The 26,106-nt window shown below is 61.3% G+C and carries 22 protein-coding genes; 8 read left to right on the top strand and 14 right to left on the bottom strand.

The features are described 5' to 3' along the window. Positions 1-102: 102 nt before the first annotated feature. Together WE862_RS17835 and gloB are read right to left on the bottom strand one after the other, a co-directional pair. Positions 103-1,653 (bottom strand): LysM peptidoglycan-binding domain-containing protein, encoded by a 1,551-nt coding sequence (locus WE862_RS17835; protein ID WP_042031303.1) that lies wholly within the window; start codon positions 1,651-1,653, stop codon positions 103-105. A 70-nt stretch (positions 1,654-1,723) separates the two neighbouring features. Beyond that, positions 1,724-2,488 (bottom strand): hydroxyacylglutathione hydrolase, encoded by a 765-nt coding sequence (gloB, locus tag WE862_RS17830; protein ID WP_042031302.1) that lies wholly within the window; start codon positions 2,486-2,488, stop codon positions 1,724-1,726. 72 nt (positions 2,489-2,560) lie between these two features. On the opposite strand from gloB, the gene WE862_RS17825 reads away from it, so the two are divergent. Then, a complete protein-coding gene (locus WE862_RS17825) occupies positions 2,561-3,283 on the top strand; it encodes a methyltransferase domain-containing protein (protein WP_042031301.1) in 723 nt (240 codons plus the stop codon). Here WE862_RS17825 and rnhA read toward each other — a convergent pair. After that, positions 3,271-3,735 (bottom strand): ribonuclease HI, encoded by a 465-nt coding sequence (rnhA, locus tag WE862_RS17820; RefSeq protein ID WP_042031299.1) that lies wholly within the window; start codon positions 3,733-3,735, stop codon positions 3,271-3,273. The genes WE862_RS17825 and rnhA overlap by 13 nt on opposite strands. A 52-nt stretch (positions 3,736-3,787) precedes the next feature. On the opposite strand from rnhA, the gene dnaQ reads away from it, so the two are divergent. Both dnaQ and WE862_RS17810 read left to right on the top strand, forming a co-directional pair. Next, complete coding sequence (gene dnaQ / locus WE862_RS17815; RefSeq protein ID WP_043849544.1) at positions 3,788-4,522, top strand: DNA polymerase III subunit epsilon; 735 nt, start codon at positions 3,788-3,790, stop codon at positions 4,520-4,522. Beyond that, entirely contained in the window at positions 4,519-5,784 is a 1,266-nt protein-coding gene (locus WE862_RS17810) for a TIGR03503 family protein (protein ID WP_042031295.1), read from the top strand. Before dnaQ ends, WE862_RS17810 begins: the two co-directional genes overlap by 4 nt. A gap of 81 nt (positions 5,785-5,865) precedes the next feature. On the opposite strand, the gene WE862_RS17805 is transcribed toward WE862_RS17810, so the two are convergent. Beyond that, positions 5,866-7,383 (bottom strand): HD domain-containing phosphohydrolase, encoded by a 1,518-nt coding sequence (locus WE862_RS17805; protein WP_042031293.1) that lies wholly within the window; start codon positions 7,381-7,383, stop codon positions 5,866-5,868. A gap of 321 nt (positions 7,384-7,704) precedes the next feature. Here WE862_RS17805 and WE862_RS17800 point away from each other — a divergent pair, with 321 nt between their 5' ends. The 5 genes from WE862_RS17800 (at position 7,705) to WE862_RS17780 (ending at position 12,552) form a co-directional block, all read left to right on the top strand. Then, on the top strand, positions 7,705-8,508 hold the full coding sequence (locus tag WE862_RS17800) for a siderophore-interacting protein (protein WP_042031292.1): 804 nt from the start codon (positions 7,705-7,707) through the stop codon (positions 8,506-8,508). A gap of 176 nt (positions 8,509-8,684) precedes the next feature. After that, positions 8,685-9,701: a FecCD family ABC transporter permease gene (locus WE862_RS17795; protein WP_042031291.1), complete on the top strand. Its 1,017-nt coding sequence runs from the start codon at positions 8,685-8,687 to the stop codon at positions 9,699-9,701. 7 nt (positions 9,702-9,708) lie between these two features. Next, a complete protein-coding gene (locus WE862_RS17790; protein WP_042031290.1) occupies positions 9,709-10,746 on the top strand; it encodes a FecCD family ABC transporter permease in 1,038 nt (345 codons plus the stop codon). Further along, a complete protein-coding gene (locus tag WE862_RS17785; RefSeq protein ID WP_042031289.1) occupies positions 10,746-11,549 on the top strand; it encodes an ABC transporter ATP-binding protein in 804 nt (267 codons plus the stop codon). Before WE862_RS17790 ends, WE862_RS17785 begins: the two co-directional genes overlap by 1 nt. An 85-nt stretch (positions 11,550-11,634) precedes the next feature. Beyond that, a complete protein-coding gene (locus tag WE862_RS17780; RefSeq protein WP_042031288.1) occupies positions 11,635-12,552 on the top strand; it encodes an iron-siderophore ABC transporter substrate-binding protein in 918 nt (305 codons plus the stop codon). A gap of 104 nt (positions 12,553-12,656) precedes the next feature. On the opposite strand, the gene WE862_RS17775 is transcribed toward WE862_RS17780, so the two are convergent. The 10 genes from WE862_RS17775 to WE862_RS17730 form a co-directional block, all read right to left on the bottom strand. Continuing rightward, entirely contained in the window at positions 12,657-13,019 is a 363-nt protein-coding gene (locus WE862_RS17775) for a copper-binding protein (protein WP_042031287.1), read from the bottom strand. A 71-nt stretch (positions 13,020-13,090) separates the two neighbouring features. Beyond that, positions 13,091-16,231: an efflux RND transporter permease subunit gene (locus WE862_RS17770; RefSeq protein WP_042031286.1), complete on the bottom strand. Its 3,141-nt coding sequence runs from the start codon at positions 16,229-16,231 to the stop codon at positions 13,091-13,093. A gap of 76 nt (positions 16,232-16,307) precedes the next feature. After that, positions 16,308-17,840: an efflux RND transporter periplasmic adaptor subunit gene (locus WE862_RS17765; protein WP_042031285.1), complete on the bottom strand. Its 1,533-nt coding sequence runs from the start codon at positions 17,838-17,840 to the stop codon at positions 16,308-16,310. 272 nt (positions 17,841-18,112) lie between these two features. Beyond that, complete coding sequence (locus tag WE862_RS17760) at positions 18,113-18,613, bottom strand: hypothetical protein (protein ID WP_042031284.1); 501 nt, start codon at positions 18,611-18,613, stop codon at positions 18,113-18,115. 155 nt (positions 18,614-18,768) lie between these two features. Then, positions 18,769-21,879: an efflux RND transporter permease subunit gene (locus tag WE862_RS17755; protein ID WP_042031282.1), complete on the bottom strand. Its 3,111-nt coding sequence runs from the start codon at positions 21,877-21,879 to the stop codon at positions 18,769-18,771. 9 nt (positions 21,880-21,888) lie between these two features. Then, the gene (locus tag WE862_RS17750) at positions 21,889-23,151 is read right to left on the bottom strand and encodes an efflux RND transporter periplasmic adaptor subunit (RefSeq protein WP_225628371.1); all 1,263 of its coding nucleotides are present in this window, start codon (positions 23,149-23,151) and stop codon (positions 21,889-21,891) included. 129 nt (positions 23,152-23,280) lie between these two features. Next, positions 23,281-24,021: an energy-coupling factor ABC transporter ATP-binding protein gene (locus WE862_RS17745; protein WP_082035460.1), complete on the bottom strand. Its 741-nt coding sequence runs from the start codon at positions 24,019-24,021 to the stop codon at positions 23,281-23,283. Next, on the bottom strand, positions 24,008-24,826 hold the full coding sequence (locus WE862_RS17740; protein WP_339058654.1) for an energy-coupling factor ABC transporter ATP-binding protein: 819 nt from the start codon (positions 24,824-24,826) through the stop codon (positions 24,008-24,010). The genes WE862_RS17745 and WE862_RS17740 overlap by 14 nt, the downstream gene beginning before the upstream one ends. Further along, positions 24,823-25,524 (bottom strand): energy-coupling factor transporter transmembrane component T, encoded by a 702-nt coding sequence (locus tag WE862_RS17735; protein ID WP_042031279.1) that lies wholly within the window; start codon positions 25,522-25,524, stop codon positions 24,823-24,825. Before WE862_RS17735 ends, WE862_RS17740 begins: the two co-directional genes overlap by 4 nt. Then, positions 25,524-26,102 (bottom strand): ECF transporter S component, encoded by a 579-nt coding sequence (locus WE862_RS17730; RefSeq protein WP_041208635.1) that lies wholly within the window; start codon positions 26,100-26,102, stop codon positions 25,524-25,526. The genes WE862_RS17735 and WE862_RS17730 overlap by 1 nt, the downstream gene beginning before the upstream one ends. Positions 26,103-26,106 lie beyond the last annotated feature (4 nt).

Genomic DNA, 26,106 nt, shown 5'->3' with positions numbered 1-26,106 from the left:
CGAGGGGTGAAGGGGGTGAGTTTTGTGATGGGAAATAGAGGGAATAAAAAAACGGAGCCAGTCATCTGACTGGCTCCGTTTTTTAATGGCGTTGGCGGAGGATCAGCTGTTGTTCTTCACAAACAGGGTGATCTCCTGGCCCGGCTTCAGGTAATCCCCTTTGTCGAGCTGATTCCAGCGCATCACATCGTTGATGGCGACCTGGAAGCGCGCGGCGATGGAGGAGATGGAGTCACCACGGCGAACCTGATAGACCATCGACTTGCCGCTCTGCTTGCCACCCTTGGGGTAGACCACCAGCTGCATGCCCGGCTTCAGGGCCGACTTGGCGTTCAGACCGTTCCACTTGGCGAGCTCCTCGTGGGAGACGCCGTGAGCCTGGCTGATGCTCCACAGGTTATCACCTGCCCGCACCTTGTAGCTCACCTTGCTTTTCTGGCTGCTGCCACGGCTGGCCAGCTGTTGCGGGGCAGCACTTGCCTTGCTGCTGACGGTATGGCCGCTGGTCGGAATGACCAGACGCTGACCACGACGCAGGCTGTTGCCACGCAGATTGTTGGCCAGTTTCAGCTCGCTCACGCTGACGCCGTGATTCTGGGCGATGCGTGACAGGGTGTCGCCACTGGTGACCTGATAGGAGCGGGTACGGATACGCTCGCTCTTGGGTAGATCGGCCAGTGCCAGCTCCAGGGTATCGGCATATTCAACCGGTACCAGCAGGCGGTAGGGGCCGCGCGGTGACATCACGCCACGGCTCAGGGCAGGATTGACCTCCTTGAGCAGCGAGGTGCGCACACCGGCCAGCTGGGCCGCCACGTTCAGATCGATCTGGCTGCCGGTTTCCACCACCCGCAGCTTCGGCTCGTTGGCGAGCACCGGCAGCTGGACGTTGTACTTGTCGGCATTGCTGATCATGTCAGCCATGGCCAGGATCTTGGGCACATACATCTGGGTTTCGCGCGGCAGGTCGAGCGACCAGTAGTCGGTCGGTTTGCCGGCACGCTGGTTACGCTGGATGGCGTTGCGAACCCGTCCTTCACCGGCATTGTAGGCGGCCAGCGTTTGCAGCCAGTCACCATCAAAGAAGCGGTTCAGGTATTCCAGATAGTCGAGCGCCGCATTGGTGGAGGCCAGCACATCGCGCCGTCCGTCATACCAGTTGTCGTGGCGCAGACCGAAGTTCTTGCCGGTGGCGGGCACAAACTGCCACAAACCGACGGCATTGCTGCGGGATCGGGCATGCGGATCAAACATGCTCTCGATCATCGGGACAGTAATAAGCTCCATTGGCAGCTCACGCCGTTCAATCTCCTCTACCATCAGATAGAGGTAGGGTTCAGCCCGGCTGGCAATGGTCGCCAGATGCTTATCATTGCGCAACAGCCACTCACGTTGTTGGCGGATGCGCGCATTGTCCGGAGTTTCCAGTTGCATATCATCGCTGATACGCACCCACAGATTGTCCGTATCTTCCATTTCGTCCAGCTGTTCATCGCCAAACAGAAATCGTGAAGAGTGTTTTTTATGCGCTTTTTTGTTGACCTGGGGGGACTTGATCGGCTCGATTGCCGTTAGCGCCCGGTCATCCTGATGGCTCAGGTTTTGGCAGCCGCTGAGCAACAGCGCTGCCAATAAGGCCGTTCGTACCTTCATCTCGTTCCGGTCATTTTTAAGAAAAACAGCTCGCATCATAAGGGGCAATCCCCCCCTGATCAAGGTTTGTTCAAAAAACATCCTTCCATTGGCGCAGGATCGTGAAGGTATCTACCGGATTTTCCACGCATTTTAGCCCCTGCTTTTCAGCAGAAAATTTCACTGAATCGAGCTCGCAGCGCAGAAAAACATTAAACCTGCGTTCGTCCCCCAGTCGGCTGGGCAGGCTTGGCAGCCCCTGTTGCCGCAGTTTGCTGATCAGCCCGATCTGATCACGGATCGCCGGGTTGTCCGGCTCGACCGCGTAGGCGAAGCGCAGGTTTGACAGGGTGTATTCGTGGGCACAATAGATGAGGGTGTCATCGGGCAGGGCGGCGAGCCGTTGCAGCGAGTGATACATCTGCTCCGGCGTCCCTTCAAAGAGGCGACCACAACCGGCCGAGAAGAGGGTGTCACCACAAAAGAGCATGCCGCTGCCATGGTAGGCGATATGGCCGCGGGTATGGCCGGGCACATGGATCACCTCGAGGGCAAGACCGTGCCAGTTGATCTGATCGCCATCTTCGAGCCACTGACCATGGTGGGCCGGCATGGGGTCAAGTTTGGGGCCATATAGCCGGGCATGGGGGAACTGTTCGAGCAGTTCGCCAACCCCGCCCACATGGTCGTGATGATGGTGGGTCAGGAGGATGGCATCGAGCACCAGCCCCAGCGCCGAGAGCCGCTCCAGCACGGGGGCTGCGTCGCCCGGGTCGACAACCAGACAGTGATTTTCGTGTCTAATCAACCAGATGTAGTTGTCATTAAAGGCAGGAACTGTGATCACTGGATACATGAGTCTGCTTCTCTTTAGGGAGGGTATCTTATATAACAGGATGGCGTTCGAAACCGCGAGTTGAGCCCTATTATGCAGGTGGCACGTACCGAACAACAAATCGAGATCCCGACCAGCTGGTCCGCGTTGCCTATGGGGGACTGGGTTGCCGCCGAGATCCAGGAGCGGCTCGACAGCTGGTGTCCCAACCTGTTTGGCTATCATTTGCTCAAGATTGGCGCCCTGAGTGCCGAACTCTCCTGCAAACGCTCATCCATTCGTCATCAGGTAGGCGTCGCTTCCGAAGGACGGCTGCTCGACTTGTATGGCGATCCGCTGGCATTGCCGGTGCGTACCGGCAGTGTCGATGCCTGTCTGCTGGCTCATTGCCTCGATTTCTCGGCCGATCCCCACCAGGTGTTGCGTGAAGCTGAAAGGGTGCTGACCGACGATGGCTGGCTGATTATCAGTGGCTACAACCCCATGAGTCTGGTGGGCATAGGTCACTGCATCCCTTTTCTGCGGCGCAAGGTGCCCTGGTCGGCGCGGATGTTTACCCCCGGGCGGGTCACCGACTGGCTCCATCTGCTGGGGTGCGAGGTGATGTTTGACGAGCGCTTCGGTTACTCGTTTATGGGCAAACAGAGTTGGCACAGCTGGTGGCAGGAGAGTGTAGGGCGGGACTATTGCCGGGCGTTTGCTTCTGTCTATGTGATTGCCGCCCGTAAACGGCGCTTTCCGCTGATCCCGGTGCGCCGCCGCTGGCAGCTGCCAAAGTCCCTCGCCACACCGGGTATGGCCCGTCAGGGCTGGTAGCCGGTATCCTCGGCCAGCTCCTTGCCGCAGGCCGCCTCGCGGGCCAGCTCGTCACAGCGTTCGTTCTCCGGATGGCCCGAGTGCCCTTTAACCCAGAGCCACTCGATCTGGTGACGGCTCACTTCCGCATCCAGCTCTTTCCAGAGATCGACGTTTTTGACCGGCTGACGGTTGGCTGTCATCCACCCTTTCTTCTTCCAGCCGATGATCCACTGGGTGATCCCCTGACGGACATACTGGCTGTCGGTAGTGAGGCGTACCTTGCAAGGCTCGTTGAGGGTGCGCAGGCCCATGATGGCGGCCATCAGCTCCATCCGGTTGTTGGTGGTGAGGCGAAAGCCGGCCGCAATCTCCTTGCGGTGCTTGCCATAGACCATGACGGCGCCGTAACCGCCCGGGCCCGGGTTGCCGAGGCAGGAACCATCCGTATACAAATCAATCTGTTTTAACATGAGGCTTGGGGTAAACTAGCGAGTAAAGCCGAAGTTTGACATAGATTGGATCATGAACACACCCCAACTGAATCGCCAGATCATCCTGGATACCGAAACCACAGGTATGAATACCGGTGGCGGCCCTGTTTACCTTGGCCACCGCATCATCGAAATCGGCTGTGTGGAGGTGATCAACCGCAAGCTCACCGGTAACCACTACCACGTCTATATCAAGCCGGATCGGTTGGTGGACCCGGAAGCCATTCAGGTTCACGGGATTACCGACGAGTTCCTGCGCGACAAACCCTCTTTTAGCCAGATTGCCGACGAGTTCCTCGACTTTATCCGCGGCGCCGAGCTGATCGCCCACAACGCGCCGTTTGACGTGAGCTTCATGGACTACGAGTTCAGCAAGCTCGGACTCAACTTCAAGACGGCCGATATCTGCACCATCACAGATACCCTGGCGATGGCGCGGGATCTCTTCCCGGGCAAGCGCAACAACCTGGATGTGCTCTGCGATCGTTACGGTATCGACAACTCGCACCGAACTCTGCACGGGGCTTTGCTCGATGCGGAGATCCTGGCGGATGTCTACCTGCTGATGACCGGTGGCCAGACCAAACTCAATCTGGCCACCGAAAGCAGTGAAAACGAGAGCAGCCAGGACACCAGCATCCGTCGCCTGGAGAGCAACCGACCGGCGCTCAAGGTGATCAGAGCGGGCGAAGAGGTGCAGGCGTTGCACGAAGCGAGACTGGATCTGGTGCAGAAGAAGGGAGGGAGCTGTCTGTGGCGGCAATGAGCAAGTGGCTGGCCTCTTTTTTACTGCTGGGGTCGCTTGGCGCTTCGGCGACCGAGGTATTTGCCCCTTCCGATATTCCGTTGCTGGATAACCGCTTTCGCATCGATTACGGGGTGAAGGAGATCACCTTTATCATCAAGCGCAAGCCGGGTACCCCCTCGGTGATCCTGGTGCGCCCAGATGGCAGCAAGCTCTACGTGGGCAAGGTCAAACCGGATGATGTGGGCTGGCTGGCGCTGCCGGTGCATGATCTCATTACCCTGCGCAATCCCATGCCGGGCCCGTGGCAGGCGATTGGCGAGGTGGATCCCGACAACCGGGTGCGGATCCTCTCCGATATCCGGATGGATATCGCCGCCTTGCCGATGCAGCTCTATCAGGGAGAGGTGGTCAAGCTCAAAGCGTGGCTCTCGATCGATGGCCAGCCGCCCAAGGACAAGTACTACCTCTCCGATCTGGGGATGAGGGTCAAACTGCAGTCCTTCAGCGACCCAGGCAAGCAGAATACGGTGCTCGATCAGGAGATTGGCCACTACCTTGACGACGGCAAGGGGCTTGATGAGGTGCCGGGTGATGGCGTCATGACGGCGGAGGCGATCCTGCAGGATATTCCGGCGGGCAAATACCGCGCCATGTTCAGTACCGGCAATCAGGTGTTTGTCCGGGCCCGCTATCAGGAAGTGCTGCTTTATCCTTATCCCTTTACCTACAATCTGGCGCCTCCCTCCGAAGAGCTGGGTGCCAAGTTGTCACTGCTGGTTGACCGTGACGAGCTGGATCCCGCCTCTGTGGCGCTCAAGGGCACAGTCACCAGCAAAACCGGTGGCTACTACTCGTTTAGCGAAGTGGCGACTGCGCCCAAACTGGATGTCGATTTTTCCGTCATCAAGGAGCCTGGGCAGTATCAGGTAGAGGCCGCGCTCTATGGCACCACCCGCCTTGGCCGTGAAGTAAAGATTGCTATGCCGGTGAAAACCTTCAATGTCTTTCCGCCAGCACCTCCACCTCCGCCGCCGGTCTCTGCTGCCGAGCCAACCTCCAGCGCTAAAGCGACCGGGGAAGCGGAAGAGAAGGGGGGAATGGGCTGGTTGATCTGGGCGCTGGCCGGTGGTGGCGGGTTATTGGTTATTCTGGGCGGGGTCGGGTTTATCATCCTGCAAAAACGCAAGGCGTTGAAACGCGCCCTGGCAGCAGCTCAAGCGGAAAGCCAGCAAGCAGAACAACCCGCCGCCAAGCTGGATCTCAACTTGCCAGAACAATAACGGCAAGTTCAAACAATAAAAAAACCGCCCTTGGGCGGTTTTTTTATTGTGCATTCTCGAATGTCAGTTGGTAAATCAGGGCTAGTGTTCGCCGATATAGACATCCTTGTTCTGCTCGCGGATCTCGAGAAACTTGTCGAGATTGGCCATCATCAGCTCGACCAGCTGGGGATCGAAGTGTTGTCCCTTCTCCTCTTCGATGAGAGCCAGCACCTTTTCCAGCGGCCATGCCTTCTTGTAGCAGCGATCAGACCCCAGCGCATCGAACACATCTGCCAGCGCCACGATACGCCCCTCCAGCGGGATATCCGCCCCTTTCAAGCCACGTGGATAGCCGCTGCCATTCCACTTTTCATGGTGATTGCCCGCTATGGTGGCGCCGATCTGGAACAGTGCCAAGTCGCTGCCGGAGAGCATGTCCTGCCCAAGCTGGGCATGGGTTTTCATTATTTCCCACTCTTCCGGAGTGAGCTTGCCCGGCTTGTGCAAGATGGCATCGGGGATGCCGACCTTGCCGATGTCGTGCAGCGGTGAGGCGCGTTTTATCAGCTCGCTCTGTTCTTCGCTCATCCCAAGCAGATGGCAGAACTGCTCGGTATAGAGTGCGACCCGTTTGACATGCAGTCCCGACTCTTTGGAGCGGGTTTCGACCAGTTCACCGATGCGGTAGATGATTTCGCGCTGGTTATCGGCGATCACTTCGTTGAGACGGATGTTCTCCAGCGCCACTATGATGTTTTCGGTAAAGAGAGTGAGCAGGCTGGTATCGATCTGGCTGAGCTGGCGCGTTGTCTCAATATGGAACAGCAGGTGGTGACGCGGGTTCTGGCAGTAGAGCACCATCTGGTTGGTATCGTAGACGTTGCTGCTTTGTGCCATGGCCTGGCGCAGGATCTCGGGAGCGTCTGTCAGCCGCATCGCGGCATGGCCCGGCAGCAGAGGTTCAAGCAGCTGATCCTTTACCTCGTAGGTGTATTGTTTTACGTCGTAGATCTGGGTTTCACCCAGATGGAGCAGGGCACTCAATTGTTCCTGTGCACCTTCGACAAACTGGCGCAGGGCCCGCTTCTCGAAAATTCCCTTGGAGGCTTCGATAACTTTTTCGAGCCCCTGCCGGTTGCTCTCCAGAGTGCGGATATCTCTATATGAACGCAGACTGGCACGCAGCAGGGTTCGTAGCTTCTGGGAGGTAAGCTCGGTCTTGTCCTTGTAGTCGTTGATGTCGTAGTTGGTGACAACGTCATCTTCCGGTGCCTGACCGGGCTGGCCGGTTCTGAGCACGATGCGCACCATCTTGTTTTGCAGCTCTTCGCGGACGTATTTGACGACGTCGAGACCGGCATGGTCGACTTCCATCACCACATCCAGCAGCAGCAGGGCGACATCCGGCGTAGTCGCCAGCAGCTCCTTGGCTTGTGCTGCGGAATAGGCGTGCAGAAAGTCGATGGGGCGATTGTCAAACTCGAACTTGTTCAGGGTGATCTTGGTGATGCGATGAACCTCGGGTTCGTCGTCAACGATCATCACTTTCCAGCCCGCTTGCTGCACATCGGTGAGAGCAAGATCGTCGTCATCAATAATCAGGATTTCGTCATCCATCATACAATCCTGTTTGGCATCCTGTGCTTACATTAACTGCTCAACTAAGGATAGGAAACTTATTGAGAAATAAAATTTGATCTCGCAAAACTATGGTCGAAATAAGCAAATGGAACCCTTTGGCCAATCCAGATGAGGTGCGAGCTTTCTGTTGTGAATCAAGGTGTCCCAATCCACCACCTTGTGTCCCTCGCCCGGTTGAGCCGCAAGAGGGAAAAGCCAATCCGGCTCGGGTCAATGATAAAGACGAGAATAGATCTTATTTGATAATTATTCCTATTTAAGGGTAGCATGCAGGCTGATTCGAAGAGGAGTTTATTCGTGACCCAGAGCCTGCCTCCCAATCGCCCCCGTCCGGTGACGGTCAAGCGAGTGCAACAACTTACCCCTCATCTGCGGCGCATCACGTTTGGCGGCCGTGAACTGGCCGATTATCCCTTTACCTGCGGTGGTGCCCATATCAAGGTGATGCTGGCCCAGCCTCACCAGAGCGAACCCGTTATGCCAGCCATGACGGCGGGCGGCCCGCGCTGGAGCAATCCGGCGGACAAGCCGGTCATCCGCACCTACACCATCCGTGCATTTCGCCGCGATGAGCTGGAGCTCGATATCGACTTTGTTCTTCATGGCGATAGCGGGCCAGCCAGTGCTTTTGCTACCCACGCCAAGCCGGGGGATAAGGTGATCCTCTCCGGGCCGGGTGGCCCCAACCCCATGCTGCAACCGGCAGAGCACTACTGTCTGGTGGGCGATCTCACCGCCTTGCCCGCCATCATGGCGATGTGCGAAGTGATGCCTGCCGATGCCTGCGGGGAGATTGCCATCCTGTTGCCGGATCAGGCGGATGCCCAGCCACTGACACTGCCGTTCGGCGTACAGTGTCACTGGTTTGTGGGAGAGCCTGCGACCAGCGGTATTCTGGAGCATGTGCAGGCCTTGCCTCTCTCTCGGGATGGCGGTTTCTTCTGGCTCGGTGGGGAGGAGGCGCTGGTGCTGCCACTGCGTCGCCGTTTTCGTTCCGTGCTCGAGGTGGATCGCCAGTCGCTCTATGCGGTTCCTTACTGGCGCAGAGGCAAGAGTGAAGAGGCCTATCATCAGACCCGCCATGATGTGATGGATAGCTGAGAAGAAGAGAGCCAGCAACACATCAAAACTTGCAAATAAAAATGATTTGCATTTAGTATTGCGCCGTCCGGGTATTCGTCCGGGCGGCGTTTTTATTTCCGTTGACACAAGAGCGCCCTGTTTTCACGTCGGTTTGGCTGGATGTTGTCAGACCCCAACGCAAGGAGTCGTAAAGGGTGGTTAAGTACCAGACCCCTCTGTTCTGGCTGGCATTGTTCCTTCTCTGCACGCTGTTTTGCCTCTCGCTGGCCACCGGGGCCGGCGTCTATGGTGCCCGCGAGGTGTTCGGGTATCTGACGCACAATCCCCTGTGGGTCAGTGACGAGAAGCTTGCCATAGTGCTCAATACCTTGCGACTGCCGCGCACACTCTGCGCCATGGTGGTCGGCGCCTCGTTATCTCTGGCTGCCTCCTTGTTGCAGAGTGCGACCCGCAATCCGCTGGCGGAGCCCGGTCTGCTGGGGGTCAACGCCGGGGCCGTCTTTGCGCTGGTGGTGGGGCTCACCTGGTTCGGGGTGGAGTCCGCCTACGGCTATCTGCTCTGGGCCGGACTCGGCGCGCTGCTCGGCAACGTGATTGTGCTGGGGCTTGGCATGATGATTGGCCGCTCCAACCCCCTCAAGCTCATTCTGGTCGGGGTGGCGCTCTCCGCTACCTTCGGCGGTCTCTCCAGCTTTCTGCTGCTCTCCAACAAGATGGTGCTGGAGCAGTACCGCTTCTGGAACCTCGGCTCCCTGTCGGCGGCCAATCTCGATGCCATCATAGCCGTACTGCCCTTCGTGCTGGCGGCGTTTGTCATCACCTTGCTGCTCTGTCGCCAGCTGACCCTGATGCAGATGGGGGACAGTCAGGCCCAGGCGCTGGGGATCCGCCCCAACCGGGTGCGAATTGGCGTGCTGCTGGCCGCCACCCTGTTTACCGCCAGTGCCATCGCCATCGCCGGCCCCATCGGCTTTGTCGGCTTTCTGGCCGCCTACTGTGGCCGACTGGTGGAGCCGGTGAAGCTGTCGGTGCAGATCTGTTTCTCCGCCCTGTTCGGCATGCTGTTTCTGCTGTTGGCCGATATTCTGGCGCGCTGGCTGATCCAGCCGTTCGAGCTGCCCAACGGGGTCATTCTGGCCCTGATCGGCGCACCAGTGCTGATCGCCATCGTCCATCGCGGGGGCTTTCGTACCCTGCTGACCGTCAAGTGAGGGGCTGATGCGTACACCTACCGATATGCTCTGCCTGCGGGCCGGCAACCGCTCTTTGCTGCTCCATCTGCCAAGCTGGCGCTGGCTGGTACTGCTTGCCGGGGTGCTGGTGGCGCTGGGTCTGCTGGCCCTGAGCGTTGGCGGCGGCAAGCTCGGCTTTGCCGGGGTGGTCAACACCCTGCTGGGGGAGGGGACGCGGCTTGAGCAGCTCACTCTGTTCAAGATCCGGCTGCCGCGCATCCTTGGGGTGGTGGTGGCGGGGGCCGCCATGGGGCTCTCCGGCTGTCTGGTACAAACTCTGGTTCGCAATCGGCTGGCTACCCCCGATATGGTGGGGGTCAATAACGGCGCCTCTCTGGCCATCATCATCTTTTCCCTCTATCTGACCGTGGGCAGCTGGCCCTGGTGGGCGGCACCTATCGGAGCCATCTTCGCGGCGCTGGTGCTCTATGCCCTCTGCCGCAAACCGGGTGAGCAGGGCTATCTGTTCGTGGTGATCGGTATCGGCCTCTCCGAGCTGTTCGAGGCGCTCGGCCAGTTTGTTATGTCCACCCAGGCCCTGCTGCACCTGAGCTCCCTCTATCTGTGGAATATGGGCAGCTTTATAGCCGTGGGTTACAGCACCATCACACCCATCGCCATCCTGTTGCTGCTGCTCTGCCCCTGGATCGTCTATCTCTCCCGCTCGCTGGCGGTGCTGCGCTTTGGCCCCGAGATGGCCAGAGGGCTTGGCGTCAACGGCGATCGGGTGCAGCTGGGCATTCTGGCGCAGGCCATTCTGGTGGCTGCGCTCGGCACCGCCATCGGCGGTCCCGTGGTCTTTATCGCCATGGCGGCCCCCATTCTTGCCTCCTGGCTGGTAAAAGACCGGGTGGTGCCGCTCTGGCTGGCGGCACTCAGCGGCGCCTTGCTGCTGCTTGCCAGCGATACCCTGGTCCGGGTACTGGCTAGCCCCCACGAGGTGGCGACCGGCATCATGACCCGCATTCTCGGCGGCCTGTTGCTGCTGTTTCTTCTTGTTAACGATCGCCAGAGGGCTGACTGATGACGCTCACCGTAAATCGCCTCCACTTCGCCTATCAGCAGACCCCCATCCTGCGGGATATCTCCTTCAGCGTGCCAAAGGGCAAGCTGGTGGGGATCGTCGGCCCCAACGGCTGCGGCAAATCGACCCTGCTCAAGCTGCTCTCCGGCCAGATGCAAGCCCAAAGTGGCGAGATCCTGCTCAAGGGCAAGCCGCTCACCAGCTACCCCATGAAGGGGCTGGCGCGGGAGCTCGCCTATCTGCCCCAGCGGCCGACTCTGCCTGCCGGCATTCTGGTGGAGCAGCTGGTGCAGTATGGCCGTCACCCCCATCAGGGCTGGTTCAATCAGTGGGGCGAGGAGGATGCCCGCATGGTGCGTATCGCCTGCGAGCGGATGCAGCTTGAAAGCATCTGGCAGCAGAGCGCTGCGTCCCTCTCCGGCGGGCAGGCACAGCGGGCGTGGCTGGCGATGATCCTGGCGCAGGACAGCGACATGGTGCTGCTCGACGAGCCCACCAGCGCCCTCGATATCGGCCACCAGACCGAGGTGATGGAGGCTATTCACCGCATCACCGCCGAGGGCAAAACCGTGCTGCTGGTGATCCATGATCTGGCGATGGCGGCCCGCTACTGCGACGAGCTGATCGCCATCGGCAATGGCGAAATTGCCGCCATGGGCCCGGCCCGGGAGGTGGTAACCAAGGGGCTCATCGACCGGCTCTACCAGACCAGTGTCGACATTCTGCATGCCCCCGGTGACGGGGCGCCCATTATCGTGCCGCGCCGCCATGACCAAGTCAGCCAATGGCGGTCGGCCAGTTGAGATTGAGCGAAACCGGCATCGGCCTGTTTCGCGAACCTTCCCACCGCTGACTTGCATGCAAGCAGCACAACACAGGAGTGAGATGATGAAGCATTTTGCCGCCCTGGCAACAGCCATCCTGATGCTGGCCGCGCCGCTGGTTCAGGCGCAGGAGATGCGTGAAGTGACCGATGCGTTTGGCCAGAAGGTACAGGTGCCGGTCAAGCCACTGCGAGTGGTGACCTTGAGCGAGTTCGATCTCGACAGCGCCCTGACCCTGGGGCTGACCCCCATCGGTGCCGTCAATGGTCGCGGCCAGCCCACCATGCCACGTTACCTGCTGGAGAAAGGGGTCAGCGACATCAAGGTGATCGGCGATCTCGACAGCCCCAATCTGGAGTCGCTGATTGCGCTGGAGCCCGACCTTATCCTGACCGGCCAGACCCGTCCCGAGCTGCTGACCCTGCTTGGTGAAATTGCGCCGACCGTGGTCACCGGCAAGTGGGGCGAGCCGTGGCAGGATATGTTCCGTCGCACCGCACATACCCTCAACCGCGACAAGGAGGGGGAGGCCTTCCTCAAGCGTTATGAAGAGCGGCTGGCAGAGGCGCGCAGCAAGCTGGCAGACCATCAGGGGGAGAGCATCAGCATAGTGCGCTGGAACCCCAAGGGGCCGAGCTTCATGTATCAGGGCACCTTTGCCAGCAGCGTGGTGGAGTCGATGGGGCTGGTACGCCCAAGCAAGCAGCAGGGTAGTGGCGCACCCCACTCACCGGCGCTGAGTCTGGAGTCCCTCAACCTGCTGGATGCCGACTGGCTGGTGATCGGTACCCTGAGCGCTACCGGCGATGCGGTGGATGCCATGCGTCAGGCGGAGCAGACCCCGGCGTTCCAGCAGCTGCCGGTGATCAAGGCCAAGCGCTTTGGCGCTGTGGACGGGTCGCTCTGGACCTCCAGCGGTGGCCCGCAGGCGGCATTGCAGGTAATTGCAGATGTGGAGCAGTTGCTGGCAACCCGCAGCTGAGCTGACATCGCACCGCTGGGGTTGACCAAAAAGTTGACCAAGAGAAGAGGGAGGCCGATGCCTCCCTCTTTGCTTATCCGCGCGGCCCGGAGCGAGCCGGGTGTTTACTGCGGCTGGATCTGGGTGATGGTGAGTTTGCCGCCCGGGTTCTCGGCGTGAAAACGCACCGCATCCCCCACCTTCAGATCCTTGAGCAGGGCCGGATCTGCCACCCGAAACACCATGGTCATGGCGGGCATCTTGAGGTTGTCGATCGCCTCGTGTTTGATGCCGATCTTTCCATTAGGGGCGTCGATGCGGCTGATGACCCCCTTGGTCATCATCATATCGCCCATCTTGCCCATGCCTTCCGTTTGCCCCATCTGGCTCATGTCGTGGCCCTGATGGCTCATCATCTCGGCAGCCTGCAGGCTGGTGTGGGTAGCGAGGCCCATCAGCAGGGTCAGTGTCAGCGTCTTGTAGTTCATCCTGGTTTCCTTGTTTAGCTTATGGAGTTGCAACGGGGTTGCTGTTTGTCCGCTTGAAAATGGTCGGTTCATCAGAGTGATGACCCCTGCTGATCCCCGGTGATCAGCTGCTGCAGGCTTCGGCTGCGCCACAGGTAGTAGGCGGCAGGCAGCACCAGCAGGGTCAGCACCAGCGCGCTCACCATGCCGCCAATCATGGGGGCGGCGATGCGCTGCATCACCTCGGAGCCGGTGCCGTGGCTCCACATGATGGGCAAGAGGCCGGCGATGATGGTCACCACCGTCATCATCTTGGGACGCAGGCGCAGGGCGGCGCCGTGGATCACCGCCCGGTGCAGGCCCGCCTTGTCCGGCTTGCCGCTGGCGACGAGCTCATCCCAGGCGTGGTTGAGGTAGACCAGCATCAGGACGCCGGTCTCTACCGCCACCCCGGCCAGGGCGATAAAGCCTACCCCGACTGCCACCGAGAGGTTGAAGTCGAGCAGCCAGAGGGTACAGATCCCGCCCACCACCGCCAACGGCAAAGTGGTGAGAATGAGCAGCACCTCCTGAACGCGGCGAAACGCCAGATAGAGCAGCAGCACGATAATGGCGACGGTTAATGGCACTACATAGGCGAGGCGCGCCTTGGCCCGCTCCATGTATTCGTATTGGCCGGACCAGGTGAGGGCGTAGCCCGCCGGCAGCACCAGCTGCTTGCCCACCTCAGCCTTGGCTTCATCGACGAAGGATCCGATATCGCGGCCGCGAATATCGACGTAGACCCAGCCGTTGAGGCGCGCATTTTCACTGCGCAGCATGGGGGCCTCGTCGCTGATATAGACCCGCGCCACATCCGCCAGCGCGATGCGTGCGCCACTTGGAGTCACCACCGGCAGCAGCTCGAGGCTCGCCACTGAATCGCGATAGCTCTGGGGGTAGCGCAGGTTGATGGGGTAGCGCTCGCGCCCCTCGATGGTCTGGCCCACCTCCATGCCACCCACCGCAGTGGCGAGCACCGCCTGCACGTCGGCGATATTGAGGCCGTAGCGGGCCGCCTTGAGCCGGTCGATGTCCACCTTGACGTAACGGCCGCCCGCCACCCGCTCGGCGTAGACCGATGAGGCGCCCTCCACCTTGCCGACGATCTGCTCCAGCTGCTGGCCGAGCTGCTGGATCACCTTGAGATCCGGCCCCGCTATCTTGATGCCCACTGGGGTTTTGATGCCGGTGGCCAACATGTCGATGCGGGTCTTGATGGGGGGCACCCAGGCGTTGGTGAGGCCGGGGAAACGGATGAGGGAGTCGAGCTCCTCTTTCAGCTTCTCCGGGGTCATGCCGGGGCGCCACTGATCGCGGGGCTTGAGCTGGATGCTGGTCTCCATCATCACCAGATCGGCGGGGTCGGTGGCCGATTCGGCGCGCCCCGCCTTGCCAAACACGTTCTGCACCTCGGGCACGGTGCGAATGAGCTTGTCGGTTTGCTGCAAAATCTCCCGCGCCTTGCCCACCGAGATATTGGCCGCGGTGGTGGGCATATACATGATATCCCCCTCATCGAGCGGCGGTATGAACTCGGAGCCCAGATACTTGAGCGGCCAGAAGCCCACCACCGTCACCACGGCGGCGACAGCCAGAGTGGTTTTCGGACGGGCCAGCACGGCCTTGAGCAGCGGTACATAGCATTGACTCAGCCAGCGGTTCAGCGGATTGGCCTGCTCCGCCAGCACCTTGCCACGGATGAAGTAACCCATGATCACCGGCACCAGGGTGATGGCGAGCCCGGCCGCCGCCGCCATGGCGTAAGTTTTGGTGTAGGCGAGCGGGTGGAACATCCGCCCCTCCTGCGCCTCCAGCGCGAACACCGGCAGGAAGCTGATGGTGATGATGAGTAGGGAGAAGAAGATGGCGGGCCCCACTTCTATGCTCGCCTCGGTGATGATACGCCAGCGGTTCTTGTCGGTGAGCGTCTCCCGCTCCATGTGCTTGTGGACGTTCTCGATCATCACGATGGCGCCATCCACCATGGCGCCGATGGCGATGGCGATGCCGCCGAGCGACATGATGTTGGCGTTGATCCCCTGCAGGTGCATCACGATAAAGGCGGTCAAAATCGCAATAGGGAGGGAGATGACCACCACCAGGGATGAGCGCAGGTGGAACAGGAAGGCGAGGCAGACCAGCACCACCACCGCGAACTCCTCCACCAGCTTGCCGGAGAGGTTGTCGATGGCGCGCTGGATAAGGTCGGAGCGATCGTAGACGGTGACGATCTCTACTCCTTCCGGCAGGCTGCTCTTCAGCTGGGCGAGCCGCGCCTTGACCCCGTCGATGGTGTGCTGGGCATTCTCGCCGTAGCGCATGACGATGATGCCGCCCACCACTTCCCCTTCACCGTTGAGCTCGGCCAGGCCGCGCCGGCTCTGGGGGCCGGTGACCACATCCGCCACGTCACCCAGCAGCAGCGGGGCGCCGCGCACAGTGGTACCGAGCGGGATCTGCTTCAGATCCTCGACGCTTTTCAGATAGCCGTTGGAGCGCACCATGTACTCCGCTTCCGCCATCTCGATGACGGAGGCGCCGGTCTCCTGATTGCCCTGTTTGATGGCGGTCTCGATAAGGGAGAGCGGGATGCCGTAGGCGCGCAGCTTGTCCGGATCGACCCGCACCTGATACTGGCGCACCATGCCGCCCACGGTGGCGACCTCGGAGACCCCCTCCACCGTCTGCAACTCGTACTTGAGGAACCAGTTCTGCAGCGAGGTGAGCTGGCTGAGGTCATGCTTGCCGGTTTTGTCTACCAGCGCGTACTGATAGATCCAGCCCACCCCGGTGGCATCGGGGCCGAGTTGGGGTCGGGCAGAGGCGGGCAGGTTGGGCGCAACCTGGCTTAGGTACTCCAGCACCCGGGCGCGGGCCCAGTAGAGGTCGGTGTTGTCGTCAAACAGCACATAGACGAAGGAGTCGCCGAAGAAGGAGTAGCCGCGCACCGTGGTTGCCCCCGGCACCGCCAGCATGGCGGTGGTGAGCGGGTAGGTCACCTGATCCTCTACCACCTGCGGAGCCTGGCCCGGGTAGGAGGTCTTGATGATCACCTGCACGTCGGAAAGATCCGGCAGGGCGTCCACCGGGGTCTGTTTGACCGACCAGAGCCCCCAGGCGGTGAGCATGAGGGTCAAGAGCAGCACCAGAAAGCGGTTGCCGATGGACCAGCGAATGATGGCAGGGATCATGATCTGGCTCCTCCCTCTTGGCGTGGCGTGAACGGCAGGACAGGGTTGCTAGTAAAGCGGCAAGAGATCGACGGGATCATGACTTCTTCTCCATCTCGGGCATCGTCATCTGATGCTGGCTATGGTCCATGCCTTCCATCTTGCCCATCTCATCTGCCGCAGGCTTGGCGCCGCCGTCAGTAGCGGATGCCTTCTCCTGATGGATGGTGGTGATGCGGTACTCATCCCCCTCCTGCATCACCTGCAGATGCAGGGTCTGCCCCTCGGCCAGCTTGCTGATATCGACCCCTTCGGCGACGGTGAACTCCATCTCCATGGCGGGCCACTGCCACTCGGGGATGGGCTGGTGGGAGACCATCAGGGTGCGGTTGGCCAGATCGATGCTTTCAACCTCGCCCTGGGTCCACACCTGGGCGGGGCGCACCGCCGTCATGCGCTGGAAGTCGGAATCGATGGCCGATTCGGAGTCGAGCAGGAACTGGGCAGAGCTGACGATGTTATCCCCAGCCTCTACCCCTGCCTTGATGGCGACCTTGTCGCCAAACTGGGGGCCCAGAGTGACAGCGACCGACTTGAAGCTGCCATCCCCCAGCGCCAGCACCAGCCGATCCTGGCTGCCGGTGCGGATCACCGCTTCGCTCGGCGCGACCAATTGCGGCTCTCCCTTGCCCGCCTGAATCGTCACCTTGGCGAACATATTGGGTTTCAGGAACTCGTCCGGGTTGGCAAAGCGCAGCCGCACCTTGAGAGTCCGGGTGGTGGCATCCAGGGTCGGGTAGAGGTAATCGACCCGACCCTGCCAGTGGCGGCCGGGGGCGTAATCCAGGGTCATGGTGACCGGATCCCCCACCTTCAGCTGGGCCGCCTGGCGTTCGAACACCTCGGCGCTCACCCACACCTGCTTGAGGGTGCTGATGTTAAAGAGCGCTGCGGCAGGCTCCACATACTGGCCTTCGCGCACTTTCAGCTCGGAGACATAGCCGCTGCTGGGGGCATAGATGCGCACCGTCTCCTGCACCTGGCGGCTGCGCTTGAGGGCCGCTATCTGATCCGCCGGCACCTGCAGGGATTTGAGCTTGCCCTCGGCGGCACGCAGCAGCAGCGGGTTGGCGGTATTGAGGGCGAGCAGATACTCGTGCTGGGCGTTGACCAGATCCGGGGCGTAGAGCTCGTAAATCAGGCTCCCCTTGCTCACCTGCTGCCCCTCGCTCTTGATGGCGAGGGTGCGGATCCAGCCCGCCATGCGGGCGTTGACGGCTTCCAGCTTGTCCTCGTCATAGCCGACGTAGCCCACCGTCTCGATCTGCTGGTGGATGGGGAGCTTCTCCACCTTGGCGAGCCGCACCCCCAGGTTCTGCTGGATCTCTGGGCTGATGGTGACGGTGCCCGGTGAGCCGCCCTGTTTTTCCTCATAGACGGGGATAAAGTCCATCCCCATGTTGTCCTTGGCGGGGGCATCGCGCTTGTCGCGCGGATCCATGGGGTTGACCCAGTAGAGCGGCGTCTTCTCCTTGGCCGCGGGGCCAGCGGTGGTCTGTTTGGCGGCCCAGTAGCCGCCACCGGCGCCGAGGGCCAGCAGCAGGGCCGATACCAGCAGTTTCCGGCTCATCGCACACCTCCACTTAGTGGCTGGGTGGCAAGGTTTTTAGCGGCGATAAGGCCGGTAACAGGGGCAAGTGACATCATATCTCTTCTCTTGTGCAGGCCGCCGGACGGGAGATGGACAAGGCATCACCCAAGGGATTGGCGGCAAACGGGGCGCAGCTGTATCAGCGCGCACGGCTCCCTGCGAGCGGGCCGGTTTGGCCGGGGCACAGGGTCAGGCAAGGCGGCAGAGAACGGGCAAGCCGAGGCTTGCCGCTGCCGCAAGAGAAGATCTTTCTAGTGGCGCAGCACCGACAACATCAGGTGTCGGCGTGGCCAGGAGGGGGGATGGGTACCGCGGGATCGCAGGAAGGGATCCCGCAACCAGTTATCAAGCAGTGACGTTGCGAAGTTGCTGCCAAGCAGCAGGGGGAAGATCAGCAGGGCGACCAGTACACCCAGCAGAGCCATCGCCCCAAAGGAGAGGGCATTGACGCCAGTTTGCATCTGGCACTCATCGCCCATGGCTGACCCATCGTCCCCCTGATGGCAGGAGAGGGTCATGCCATCGCCCGGGTGAGCCATGGTGGCCATCGCATGAGAGATCTCGCCATCCGCCATCGCCATGGATGAATCGAACATCACCATCGGCAGGGGGCTGTTTTGGGTTGTCTCGGAGGAGAGGGGAGCAGCATGCCAGCTGATGCAGAGAGTCAGATTGCACACGAGCAGCAGCGCCAGCAATAGCCGGGCCAGTGCAACGCTGGGCAATCTTGCAGCAAGCTGGATGAGTGACAAACTGGATATCCTTCTGGATCAGATGGTTGGACTGTAAACCTTGCCACAGGGATAAGGTCAAGGTGCGCTCACAGGCTCCATGAGGGGAAGAAGAGATAAAAAATACCCCCGCAGGTGCGGGGGCAGGGGTTATCAACGTGGCAACAGGCTCAGCCTTACTGCTTCGCGCCTTTTTCCGAGCCTCGCATGATGAGGCGGAAGAAGAGCGGGATAAAGAAGATGGCGATAAAGGTCGCGGCCAGCATGCCGCCGATGACCGGCCAGCCGAGGGCGTGACGGCTCGCCGCCCCGGCACCACTGGAGGTGACCAGCGGTACACAGCCGAGGATAAAGGCGAGCGAGGTCATGACGATGGGGCGAAAACGCAGCCGCGCCGCCTCCAGTGCTGACTCGATGAGGCTCATCCCCTCTTCGTGCTTCATCACCGCGAACTCCACGATCAGGATGGCGTTCTTGGCCGCCAGCCCGACCAGCGTCACCAGACCGATCTGGAAGTAGACGTTGTTGGTCAGACCCACCAGCCAGGTGGCCAGCAGGGCGCCAAACAGGGCGAACGGCACCGCGGTGATCACCGCGAAGGGCAGGCTCCAGCGCTCATACTGGGCGGCCAGAATGAGGAAGATCATCACGATGCCAAAGCCAAAGGCCATGCCTGCACTGCCGGCCGCCGCTTTCTCCTGATAGGCGGAGCCGGTCCACTCCAGCTTGGCGTCGTTGCCAAGGGTGTTGTTGGCCACCTCTTCCAGCGCGGCGATGGCTTGACCCGAGCTGTAGCCCGGCGCCGGCTGTGCCATGATCTTGGCCGCCTGGAAGATGTTGAAGCGCTCGACCAGCTCGGGGCCGGTGGCGTCACGCACCGTGACCAGACTGCTCAGCGGGATCATCTCCCCCTTGTTGGAGCGGACATAGACATTGCGAATGTCGCTCTTCTTGGCGCGGTAGTCCGCCTCGGACTGCAACTGTACCCGGTAGGTGCGGCCGAACTGGTTGAAGTCGTTGACATAGACCTGACCGAAGGTGGCCTGCATGGTGTCGAACACCGCGTTGATAGGCAGCCCCAGCGCCTTGGCTTTCTCCCGATCCAGGTCGAGATAGACCTGCGGCACGTTGGCGCGGTAGGTGGTGGTTACGCTGGCAAACTCCGGGCGCTCCTTGGCCGCTTCGAGGAAGCGCTGTACTTCGGCCGAGAACTCCTGGGCATTGCCTGAGCCGCGGTTCTGCAGATATCCCTCAAGGCCGCCGGTGGTGGACATCCCCTGAATGGGCGGCGGGTTGAAGGAGGCGACGAAGCCGTCAGCCAGCCCCATCAGGCTCATCCCCTGCAGGGTCTTGGCCAGCGAGAAGGAGTCGGCTCCCGCCTCTTTGCGCTCGCTCCAGTCCTTCAGGGTAATGAAGGTGAGGCCGCTGTTGCTGACGATGGCGCTGGAGAGGATGTCAAAGCCCGAGAAGGTGATGACATCCTTCACGTTGGGGTTGGCCATGGCGATCTTGTCGAACTGGTTGGCGACCGCCTGGGTACGGGTCATGGCGGCGGCATCCGGCAGCATCACTGCGGAGATGAGGTAACCCTGATCTTCGTTCGGGACCAGCTCGCCCGGCACCTTGAGGAAGAGGCCGTAGATGGAGAGCAGCAGGACGGCGATGATGCCAAAGGCCACGGCCACCCGACGGTTGAGGAAGGCCACGCCACGCACATAGCCACGGGTCAGCTGATCAAACTTGTCGTTGAACCAGACGAAGAAACGGGCCGGTTTGTGGTGCCCCTCTTTGAGCAACACGGCGCACAATGCCGGTGACAGGGTCAGCGCCACCAGACCGGAGATGGCCACCGACACGGCAACCGTGATGGCGAACTGTTTGTACATCACCCCTGTCATGCCGCCCATAAAGGCGACCGGCAGGAATACGGCGCAGAGCACCAGCACGATAGCGACCACCGGGCCGGAGACCTCCTGCATGGCGAGAATAGCTGCCTCTTTGGGCGAACACTTCTTCTCCTGCATGATCCGCTCGACGTTCTCCAGCACCACGATGGCGTCATCCACCACGATACCGATGGCGAGCACCATGCCGAACAGGGTGAGCAGGTTGATGGAGAAGCCCAGCACCAGCATGCCGGCGAAGGTACCGATCAGCGATACCGGCACCGCGATGCAGGGGATCAGGGTGGCGCGGAAGTTCTGCAGGAACAGATAGACCACCACGAACACCAGCACGATCGCCTCGAACAGCGTGTAGACCACCTCCTCGATGGAGATCTTCACGAACTCGGTGGTGTCGTAGGGGATCTGGTACTCCACATCCTGCGGGAAACGGGCCTTGAGCCGTTCCATGGTGTCGTGTACCGCACCGGCCACCGCCACGGCGTTGGCGCCCGGTTGCAGATAGGTGGCGATACCGATGGCCGGTTTGCCGTTGGCCCGGGCCAGGACGTCGTAATCCTTGCCGCCGAGCTCGACCCGCGCCACATCCTTCACCCGGATCTTGGAGCCGTCAGGCATGGAGCGAACGATGATGTTTTCGAACTCCTTGACGTCCTCAAGGCGCCCTTTGGTCTGCACCGTGTAAGTAAAATCGACCGGAGCCGAGGTGGGCTGGGCACCGATCTTGCCTGCCGCAAACTGGGTATTCTGCTCGCGAATGGCGCCGATCACGTCGCTCGGGGTGAGTTCGAGCTGGGCCAGTCGATCCGGCCGCAGCCAGATACGCATGGCGTAGTCGGTACCGCCAAACAAGGTGGTATCGCCGATGCCGGGAATCCGCTTGAGCTCGTCGATGATGTTGAGCAGGGCGTAGTTCGAGAGATAGGTGGTATCAAACGAGCCGTTTGGCGATTGCAAAGTCACCACCTGCAGGATGGCGGTGGACTTCTTCTTGACCGTAACCCCCTGCTTTTTCACCTCTTCCGGCAGCTGGGCCATGGCGGCCGAGACCCGGTTGTTGACGTTGATGGTGGCCTGATCCGGGTCGGTGCCGATCTCGAAGTAGACGTTGAGGTTCATCTGACCGTTGGAGGCAGAACCCGACTGCATGTAGATCATCTGTTCCACGCCGTTGATCTGCTGTTCAAGCGGCGCGGCAACGGTCTGGGAGATCACCTCCGGGGTAGCGCCCGGATAGAAGGCGGTCACCGAGACCACCGGCGGGGTGATCTGCGGGTACTGCTCGATGGGAAGCGATCGCATCGCCGCCAGTCCGCCCAGCACGATAATGATCGAAATCACGCTGGCGAAGATGGGGCGTTCGATAAAGAACTTGGAAAACATGCGAACTCCTTACTTGGCCGCGGACTGTCGAACCAGCTTGGCACTGATGGCCTGCATCTCTTCGGCAGAGACCGGCTTGACCACGCTGCCGGGGCGGGCCTTCATCAGCCCCTCGACGATGTAGTGCTCGCCCGGCTCAAGGCCGCTGTCGATCAGCACGCCATCGGCAACCACGGCGCCCAGCTTGACCGGACGGGGAACGACCTTGTTGTCGGCATCCACCACCATCACCATGCGGTCAGCCTGGGACTGAACGATGGCGCGCGGCGGCACCACGATGGCGTTTTTGCGGGTGCCCAGATCGATGGTCATCCGCACGAACTGGCCCGGCATCAGCACGCCATTTTTGTTGTCGAAGATGGCGCGGGCACGGATGGTGCCGGTCTGCGGATCGACCCGGTTGTCGGAGAAGTTGAGCTTGCCCGCCTCGGGATAGACGGAGCCGTCAGCCAGACGGATGTGGGTGCGCCAGTTGGTGGCATCCTTGGATTCGATCAACCCTTTTTTCACCGAGTTCTCGAAGTTGAGGCGATCCTGCTCCGAGTAGGAGAAGTTGACGTAGAGCGGGTTGTACTGGGTGATGGTGGTCAGCAGGCTGCTGTCGCCGCTGGTGGAGATAAGGCTCCCCTCGGACTGGGAGCTCTTGCTCGCCATGCCGTCGATGGGAGCGGTCACCTGGGTGTAGCTGAGGTTGAGTTCGGCCTCTTTGACCTTGGCCTGAACGGCCTGCAGACTGGCGACGGCCGCCTCGTAGTTGGCGAGGGTGTCGTCATAATCCTTGCGGCTCACCACCTGACGCTTGAACAGCGGGATGATGCGATCCCGATCGGCGCGCGCCTTGTTGAGACGGGCCTGCTCCTGGGCAAGGGAGCCCTTGGCCTGTTCGAGGGCCACCTTGTAGGGCTCGGGGTCGATGAGGAACAGCTGCTGACCGGCGGTGACCGGCTGGCCCTCGACATAGGTGCGCTTGAGCAGAATGCCGCTCACCCGCGAACGCACTTCAATTTCACGAAAACCAGCGGTCTCGCCCACCATCTCGGTGGTGAGCGGCACATCGGTCAGGGTCACTTCATTGACCACGACAGGGAAGGCCGGAACACTCTGGGCCGCCGGGGTGGATTCACCGCCACAACCGCTCAGTCCGCCGATCAGTGCCAGCGTCAGCAGGGCGCGCTTGAGCGGGGCATCTGCACCAGCCCTGCCAATCTCTTTGCTGGCACCATAGCGGCGAGGGTGTCCGGTATTTTTCTCCATCTGGATCATTAACGTCATGATAAAAAACAGCTTCTCTTGGGGTGGAAGGGCGATGATAGGCGGGCAACCTTGAACCGAACCTTCTCAAGGGGACAATTTGTCCCCAAATGGCGAGGTTTCGTGCTGTTTTGATGGAAAAAGAGGGCGTTAGCTGCGCTGGTCGAGCGTGGCCAGCAGCATGGCACTACAGTGGTGGGGGCGGTAACCGTTGAGGGCAGCAAGTCGTTCGCTGGTGTGGCCGTGGCCAACCAGACGCCCTGCTTTCAGCTCGATCAGGGTAGTGAAGTTGCGTCTGACAAATTCGGCGTCGTGACTGATGGCCACTATGGTGGTGCCCTTGGCCCGCTCTCTGGCCAGCCAGCGTTCCAGAATGGCCAGCCAGCGGGGATCGAAATCCCGGCTCGGTTCGTCGAGCAACAGCAAGGCGGGCTGCATGGCATGGAGGCAGGCCACCGCCACCATGCGCCGCTGACCGGCATCGAGATCGAGCGGATGGGAGGCCGCCCACTTTGTCAGCTCGCACTCTTCCAGCGCGGTGGCGACCCGCAGCCGGATCTCCTCGCGCGGCAGTTTCTGCAGGCGCAGGCCAAAGGCGATTTCATCCTCGACCCGACTGTGAAACAGCTGACGCTCCGACTCCTGAAACAGAAAGCCGATTTGACTGGCACGGGCCAGTGCTCGCTGCTTGCAGAGCGCCTGCTGTTGCCAGCTCACCGTGCCTGAGGTGGGGGCCAGCAGCCCCGCCGCCAGTCGTAGCAGGGTTGACTTGCCTGCACCGTTATCCCCGACGATGGCGACCTGTTCCCCACTGGCAATTTGCAATGTGATGTCGTGCAGGCAGGGATTGTCCGGTGCCCATGAGAAGCAGAGGTGGTCAAAGCTCAGCATAAAACTCCCGCAACATGGCCAAGGGGTAGGGGTGATGGCGCGGGTCGCGCACCTGTAGCGTCTCGCGCAGGGAGTCCGGCAGGATCACCCGCCCGGGCAGATGGGGCAGCACCTCGCCGAGCTCACCGCAGGCCAGCTGGCGGCCATGGTCGAGCTGCAGGAATCGCTCGCAGAAGTGAGCGGCCGGAAAAAGCCGCTGCTCCAGCAAGATGACGCTGCAGCCGCTTTCCTCGCTGTAGCGGCGGATCTGCCGCAGCATGGTTTGGGTTGCCGCCGGGGTCAGACGGCTAAAGGCCTGATCGAGGATCAAGAGCTTGGGAGCCATCGCCAGGGCACAGGCCAGCACCACGCGCTGGGCTTCACCTCCCGACAGATCGAGGGGATGGCGGGTTGCCAGCGCCTCGCAGTGACATAGCGCCATGGCATCGGATACCCGCCGGCTGACCTCATCGGGTGGCAACCCGAGATTGGCCGGGCCAAAGGCCACCTCGTCGACGACCGAAAAGCAGCAGCCGGAAAATTGCAGATAAGGGGATTGCTGTACCCACTGACGCACAGCAGCATGGTGATTGAGCTGGCCGCTATCATGGGGCTGCCCGAGAATGACGCCCTCTCCCGTCAGCGTGTCGAGGTGCAGCTGGAGCCAGCCCCCCGCCAGCAGTTGGGCCAGCAGGGATTTGCCTGCCCCGTTGCCACCCAAGATGGCCAGCCATTCGCCCTCTTTCAGTTCGACATCGAGTGCGCCCAGTTGAAAGTGGTCTGGGTGGGCCGTATGGCCGATGGTCAACCCTTGCAGCGAGATCATGGCCACCACCTGCAGACAATCTCCAGCACTACCAGCAACAGCAGCAGATAGCGCAGTCGCGGCTCGTAACGTTGCTGCGGGATCTCCGTCATGCGGGTGCGAGCCGGCTGGCTGCGAAAGCCGCGCAGATCCAGCGCCATGCTGCGGGTGGCCAGCTCGCTCAATGCCTGCCCGACCAGCGGCGAGAGCAGCGGAAGCGTGGCCTTGAGCCGGGCCAGCGGATGGCCGTCAAAGGGTACGCCGCGGGCTAGCTGGGCTTCCCTGATAGCGCGCAGCTGGTGGCCAAGCTGCTCCTTGAGCAGCAGCGGGCCGCAGCAGAGGTAGGAGAGGGCGATGGGCAGCCGGCTGGCAAAGAGCGCATGAACAAACCGCTCGGTCGAGACCGCCCTGAGCCAGAGCTGGGCGCTGGCGAGACAGGCGAGCAGCCGGCACCAGAGGGGCAGAATGGGAAACGCTTCGCTGGCTGGAACCGCTGGCATGCCGAGCAGGATCCGCAACCAGGGGCCGTGTACCAGATAGAGCCCCAGTCCCAGCGGCAGCATTACCGCCAGCACCAGCTTGAGCCGGGCGCGGGAACCCGGCAGCAGCACCAGAACAAGTAGCGGCAGCAGGCTCCAGCCCCAGAGCCAAGGGGGCGGCAGCACGCTGGCCGTGACCGAAAACCAGAGCCAGAGTGCGAGGGAGGTAAACGGGTGCATCAGCGCACGGCGGCCATCTGCGGGAAGTGGCGCAGGGTGCGCTGCGGCAGGCGGCGTACCAGCCCCCAGGCGATCAGCACGGTCAGCAGCTTGTCCAGCAGGTTGGTGCCGAGCACGGTGACGGCGACCGACTCCTGCAGATCGCTACCCATGGCGTGCAGGTAGGCAACCACGAAATCAGCACCGCTGCCGGTGGCGCCACCAAACAGGTAGGAGCGGATAGGAATGGCCACCAGGGTGAGCGCCAGGGTGATCACCACGCTGCTCACTACCACCTTGGGCAGATTGTTGAACCAGCCGGCCCGCGCCAGCAGACCGGCACTGAGGCCGATCATCATGGCGACCGGGGCAAAGGCTGCTGCGATGGGGCCGGTGAGCAGGCCCCACAGCAGGTTGGTGAGCAGACCGGTGGCGATCGCCATCCAGGGGCCCGCCAGAATGGCGCAGAGCACAGTCCCGATGGAGTCGAGGAAGATGGGCAGCTTGAGCATGGAGACGGCCTGTCCCGCCACCATGTTGATGGCGATGCAGATGACCATAAAAGCCAGGTTGTAGCTGGAGAGTTTACTGACGGACATAGTG

Origin of the sequence: Aeromonas jandaei, from assembly GCF_037890695.1 — a bacterium.
GTDB classification, from domain to species: domain Bacteria; phylum Pseudomonadota; class Gammaproteobacteria; order Enterobacterales; family Aeromonadaceae; genus Aeromonas; species Aeromonas jandaei.
Note: the sequence above shows the minus strand (reverse complement) of the source record. Positions and strands in the feature narration are given on the sequence as shown.